The 3,816-nt window shown below is 72.5% G+C and carries 4 protein-coding genes; 1 reads left to right on the top strand and 3 read right to left on the bottom strand.

What is annotated here, in order from left to right; genetic code table 11:
* Window positions 1-49 precede the first annotated feature (49 nt).
* The 3 genes from ACFU6K_RS33505 to ACFU6K_RS33495 all read right to left on the bottom strand — a co-directional run bounded on the left by ACFU6K_RS33505 (window position 50) and on the right by ACFU6K_RS33495 (window position 2,558).
* Window positions 50-1,042: a malate dehydrogenase gene (locus ACFU6K_RS33505; RefSeq protein WP_380669513.1), complete on the bottom strand. Its 993-nt coding sequence runs from the start codon at window positions 1,040-1,042 to the stop codon at window positions 50-52.
* Window positions 1,043-1,258: 216 nt separating this feature from the next.
* Window positions 1,259-1,684, bottom strand: a complete 426-nt coding sequence (locus tag ACFU6K_RS33500; protein WP_380669511.1) for a DUF3017 domain-containing protein — start codon at window positions 1,682-1,684, stop codon at window positions 1,259-1,261.
* 19 nt (window positions 1,685-1,703) lie between these two features.
* A complete protein-coding gene (locus ACFU6K_RS33495; protein WP_316523728.1) occupies window positions 1,704-2,558 on the bottom strand; it encodes a bifunctional methylenetetrahydrofolate dehydrogenase/methenyltetrahydrofolate cyclohydrolase in 855 nt (284 codons plus the stop codon).
* Between the two features lie 590 nt (window positions 2,559-3,148).
* Here ACFU6K_RS33495 and ACFU6K_RS33490 point away from each other — a divergent pair.
* Window positions 3,149-3,760, top strand: coding sequence for a hypothetical protein (locus ACFU6K_RS33490; RefSeq protein WP_380669509.1), 612 nt, complete (start codon window positions 3,149-3,151; stop codon window positions 3,758-3,760).
* The last annotated feature ends 56 nt before the right edge of the window (window positions 3,761-3,816 follow it).

Genomic DNA, 3,816 nt, shown 5'->3' with positions numbered 1-3,816 from the left:
CTTCCGGGGAGGAAGCGGCGGGCCGCCGGTGGAGCCGTGCGGGGCGGGCTCAGATGAGGCCCAGCTCCTGGACCGCGTCGCGCTCCTCGGTCAGCTCCTTGACCGAGGCGTCGATGCGGGCGCGCGAGAAGTCGGAGATCTCCAGGCCCTGGACGATCTCGAACTTGCCGTCCTTGGTGGTGACCGGGAAGGAGGAGATCAGGCCCGCCGGAACGCCGTACGAGCCGTCGGAGACGACACCCATGGAGGTCCAGTCGCCCTCGGCGGTGCCGTTGACCCAGGTGTGCACGTGGTCGATGGCGGCGTTGGCGGCCGAGGCGGCCGAGGAGGCGCCACGGGCCTCGATGATGGCGGCGCCGCGCTTGGCGACGGTCGGGATGAAGTCGTTCTCCAGCCAGGCCAGGTCGCTGCCGACGGCCTCGAAGGCCGGCTTGCCGGCGATCTCGGCCTGGAAGACGTCCGGGTACTGGGTCGCGGAGTGGTTGCCCCAGATGGTGACGCGCTTGATGTCCGAGACCAGGGCGCCGGTCTTGGCGGACAGCTGGCCGACGGCGCGGTTGTGGTCCAGGCGGGTCATCGCGGTGAAGCGCTCGGCCGGGACGTCCGGGGCGTTGCGCTGGGCGATCAGGGCGTTGGTGTTGGCCGGGTTGCCGACGACCAGGACCTTGATGTCGTCCGCGGCGTGGTCGTTGATGGCCTTGCCCTGCGGGCCGAAGATGCCGCCGTTGGCCTGCAGCAGGTCGCCGCGCTCCATGCCCGCGGTGCGCGGACGGGCGCCGACCAGCAGCGCGACGTTGGCGCCGTCGAAGGCCTCGTTCGGGTTGGCGGTGATGGTGATGTCGCGCAGCAGCGGGAAGGCGCAGTCGACGAGCTCCATGGCGGTGCCCTCGGCGGCCTTGAGGCCCTGCGGGATCTCCAGGAGGCGCAGGTTCACCGGCACGTCGGCGCCGAGCAGGTGGCCCGAGGCGATGCGGAAGAGCAGCGCGTAGCCGATCTGGCCGGCCGCGCCGGTGATGGTGACGTTGACGGGGGTGCGGGTCATTTCTACCTTCTCCAGCAAATCGCCAGGCGCCCCAGGCACACCGGCACTGGAGCCAGGATGATCTCTCTCGACGTCGAGAGACCGGCGTCAGGTTATCGCAAAGGGAAGCGTACGCCTGGTGTCCCGGCGTGGCTGATGCGTCACAGAAGAAAGGCGGCCCCCGCCCGTGCCCTGGATTTCCATGGCGTCGGGCGGGGGCCGTCACGGGCCCGCGGATCAGTGCCGGGGTCGGCCCATCAGCTGGCCGATGTTGTCGAGCAACGGGATCTGCACCCACGGGTTCGGCTGCGCCACCAGGGTCAGCAGCACGATCGAGACGCCCAGGAAGCTCAGCACGATCACGTCGGTGAAGCGGCTGCGCACCGCCAGCATCCCGACCTCGGGCAGCACCAGCCGCAGCACCGCGCCGAGCAGCACGCCGCAGCCGAGGATCAGCAGCCCGTACTTGAAGCCGTCCTTGAAGTCGGCGAACCAGGTGACCGCGAGGCCGGCGCCGACGACCAGCAGGACCAGCGTGATCGGCCACTGCCGGACCGGCAGGGCGTGATCGCGTCCGAGGGCCGCGGCCGAGCCCTCGGGCGGCAGGGTGCCGGTGGTCTTGACCGGCCTGCGGCGGGACCGGGCCGATCGCGGTTCAGTCATGCTCGCCGTCCCTGGGGAGTCAGATGCCGGCGCGGCGCTCGGCCGCCTCGACGATGTTGTTGAGCAGCATCGCGCGGGTCATCGGGCCCACGCCGCCGGGGTTCGGGGAGATCCAGCCGGCCACCTCGGCCACCCCCGGGTGCACGTCGCCGACGATCTTGCCCTCGCTGCGGCTGACGCCCACGTCCAGCACCGCCGCGCCCGGCTTGACGTCCTCCGGCTTGACCAGGTGCGGCACGCCGGCGGCGGCCACGATGATGTCGGCCTTGCGCAGGTGGGCGCCGAGGTCCCGGGTGCCGGTGTGGCACAGGGTGACGGTGGCGTTCTCGCTGCGGCGGGTCAGCAGCAGGCCGATCGAACGGCCGACGGTGATGCCGCGGCCGACCACGACCACCTCGGCGCCATCGATCTCGACGTCGTGGCGGCGCAGCAGCTCGACGATGCCGAGCGGGGTGCACGGCAGCGGGCCGTCGATGCCCAGGGCGAGCCGGCCGAGCGAGGTCGGGTGCAGGCCGTCGGCGTCCTTGTCCGGGTCCATCAGCTCCAGGACCGGGTTCTGGTCCAGGCCCTTGGGCAGCGGCAGCTGGACGATGTAGCCGGTGCAGGACGGGTCGGCGTTGAGCTCGCGGACGACGTTCTCCACGTCCTCCTGGGTGGCGGTGGCGGGCAGCTCGCGCTGGATCGAGGCGATGCCGACCTCGGCGCAGTCCTTGTGCTTCCCGTTCACGTACCAGCGGCTGCCCGGGTCGTCGCCGACCAGGACGGTGCCGAGGCCGGGCGTGACGCCCTTCGCCTTGAGGGCCGCCACGCGGGCGGCGAGTTCGGACTTGATCGCGGCGGCGGTGGCCTTGCCATCGAGAATCTGGGCAGTCATGACCCCATTCTCCCGGATCGCCGGGGGTCTCCGTACCGAGGGCGTCCGACCGCTCGGGCCGCGGTTCCGGGGGTGGCCGGACGGGGGCCGGAGGGGTGGCGGAACGGGTGGCCGGGCCGGAGGACGGGCGAGGTCACGGGCGGGGTCACGGGCGGGGGGACCGGCGGGTGAACGGCCGGGTACGAAGGTCCACCGCACATTGCGGTTGCGCCACAGTCTCGGCGCGGCACGCGGAACCGGCTGGACAGGGCGCCGTCGTCCGGATGACGATAAGCGCATTCCCGCCGCGAACCGGCCCGGTGACGGGCCGACGGACCCGCGGTGGGGCGTACCCGGGGGAAAGAACCAGTGAGCCGACCAGAGCAGAGCCAGCAGTCCGACCGCGGGGGCACCGTCCCGCCCGCGCCGCACCCGTCGGCTGCCTCGCGCCCCTGACGCTCACCACGCTGCCGAGCCGCGGCGCCCGTCACCGCCGCCGGGCTGTCACCCCGCTCGGCTAACGTCCCCTTCGACCGACGACCCTCGTCACCGGCCGGCACCGGGCCGTCAGCGTCCCGTCCCCGCGTCCCCGTAACTGCCCGGAGGCATCCATGAGTTACCCGCCCGACCCGAACAACCCGTACGGCCAGCCGCAGGCCGCCCCGGGCTACGGCTACCCGCAGCAGGCCCCGCCGCCGCAGGCCGCGCCGGGCTACGGCTACCCGCAGGCCGCGCCGGCCTACGGGTACGCGCCGATGGTCCCGCCGTCCATGCCGGGCCTGGTGACCACCGCCCGCGTGCTGCTGTTCATAGTCGGCGGCGTGCAGACGCTGCTCGCGATCCTCTACATGGTCATCGGGGCGGTCGCCAAGGACGCCACCAACGCCAGCCGCGCCGCGAGCGAGGACAACCCGTTCACCGCGCTGGGCGACGCCGCCGCCGGCGTCCTGATCGTCGTCGCCGTGGTGTTCGGGCTGTTCGCCGCGCTCTCCATCACGCTCGGCGCGAAGTTCGGCAAGGGCGGCAACGCCGTCCGGGTCACCACCATCGTGTACGGCTCGCTCGGCGCCCTGGTCGGCCTGCTGATCCTGCTGGGCGCCATCACCGGCGGCACCGCGGTGGGCCTGGTCATGGCCCTGCTCTGGCTGGCGATCAGCATCATCTGGATCACCGCCATGTGCGTCCAGGACGGCGTCAACTGGTTCAACCGGCCGCGGTACTGACCGGCCCGCAGGACCACGACGGAGCGGCCCGGCTCCCTCCGAGGAGGGGGCCGGGC

Origin of the sequence: Kitasatospora sp. NPDC057512, from assembly GCF_042802135.1 — a bacterium.
Taxonomy (GTDB): Bacteria; Actinomycetota; Actinomycetes; order Streptomycetales; family Streptomycetaceae; genus Kitasatospora.
The sequence above is the reverse complement of the archived record's forward strand: the minus strand, read 5'-3'. Positions and strand labels throughout refer to the sequence as shown.